This is a genomic window from Streptomyces sp. NPDC060205, assembly GCF_042728395.1.
Taxonomy (GTDB): Bacteria; Actinomycetota; Actinomycetes; order Streptomycetales; family Streptomycetaceae; genus Streptomyces.
Map to the genome: position 1 here is coordinate 1 of NZ_JBHWZP010000616.1, position 1,781 is coordinate 1,781.

General features: G+C 68.0%; 1 protein-coding gene. It reads left to right on the forward strand.

All coding sequences use genetic code 11. The annotated features are described in order from the left end of the window. The first annotated feature begins 181 nt into the window (after positions 1–181). Entirely contained in the window at positions 182–1,750 is a 1,569-nt protein-coding gene (locus tag ACFWGJ_RS43525; RefSeq protein WP_387334519.1) for an arabinogalactan endo-beta-1,4-galactanase, read from the forward strand. Positions 1,751–1,781: the final 31 nt, after the last annotated feature.

Consider the following 1,781-nt stretch of genomic DNA (forward strand, 5'->3'; position numbering starts at 1 on the left):
CCGGACGGGCTGATTTTCAGCCCGTCCGGCGTTTGAGGAAGAGCGCGCAGCGCGATCAAGGGGGGCGAGGGGGCGCAGCCCCCATGCAGTGACGGGAAGGGTAGGGGCGGCGGGGGCGAGGAAACCCCCCGTCACCGCACGGGGTTCACATCCACATCACGTCGAAGGGACAACGACGACGATGTTCCATCCCAGACGCACACTCAAGGCCCTGCTCCTGCCCCTGGCAGCAGGCCTCGCCCTCACCCTCCTGCCCGCGCAGAGCGCATCCGCGGCCACCACCCTCACCAACCCCGGCTTCGAAGCCAACGGCACCGGCACCGCCACCCCCACCGGCTGGACGGCCTACTCGGCCGCAGGCCGGACCGCGGCCTCCTTCACCGAGGCGGGCGGCCACACCGGCAGCTACCGGCTCACGCACTACGCGGCCTCCGCGTACAAGGTGGAGACGTACCAGTACCTCTCCGGCCTCACCAACGGCACGTACAAGCTCACCGCGTGGGTGCGCTCGGGCGGCGGCCAGAACTCCGCCTATCTCGCGCTCAAGAACTGCGGCAGCGCGGAGCAGCGCACCGACATCCCGGTGTCGTCCAGCGGCTGGCTGCGGATCGTCACCTCCATAGCGGTGACGAACAACCAGTGCACGATCAGCGTCACCTCGGACGCCAAGGCCGGCAACTGGATCAATGTCGATGACCTGACCTTCATGTCCGGATCAACAGGCCTGTCCATCAAGGGCTCTGACGTGTCGTCACTCGCCAAGAGCGAGGCGAAGGGCGGCGTCTACAAGAACAGTTCCGGCACCACCGGCGACGCCCTCGCCCTTCTCAGGTCGGCCGGGCAGAACTACGCCCGTCTCAAGGTCTGGGTGAACCCCGCCGACGGCTACAACGACAAGGCGCACGTCCTCGCCGTCGCCAAGCGCGTCAAGGCGCAGGGCATGAAGCTCCTCGTCGACTTCCATTACTCGGACACCTGGGCCGACCCGGGCGCCCAGGCCAAGCCCGCCGCCTGGTCCAGCCACTCCTACAGCCAGCTGAAGACGGACGTCTACAACCACACGTACGACGTGCTGAACGCCCTGAAGGCCCAGGGCACCACCGCCGACATGGTGCAGGTCGGCAACGAGATCAACGGCGGCATGCTCTGGAACGAGGGCTCCACCTCGAACTGGTCGCAGCTCGCCGGACTGCTCAACTCGGGCTACGACGCGGTCAAGGCGGTCAACTCCGGTACGACCGTGGCGATCCACCTCGCCAAGGGCGGCGACCTGGCCGGCACCCGCTGGTGGTTCGACAGCGCCGTCTCCAACGGCGTGAAGTTCGACGTGATCGGCCTGTCGTACTACGGCTACTGGCACGGCACGCTCGCCGACTTCCAGACGACCCTGGACGACGCGGCGTCCCGCTACGGCAAGCCGGTCTACCTCGCCGAGACGGCCTATCCCTTCCGGCTGGACAGCGAGGACGCGACCGAGAACATCATCGACCTCGCGAGTGAACTCGTCCCCGGCTACGCCGCCTCGACGGCGGGCCAGACCCAGTGGATGAAGGACGTCGCGAGCATCGTGGAGGCCGTACCGAACGGCCGCGGCCTCGGCATCTTCTACTGGGAGTCCACCTGGACCGCGGTGACCGGCAACGGCTGGGACCCGACGGACCCCTCGTCCGGCAACGGCTGGGAGAACCAGGCCCTGTTCGGCTACGACGACAGGGCACTGCCGGCGATGGCGTGGTTCAGCCACCGGTGACCGCCCGCGCGTGAAGGGGGTGGGGTGGAAA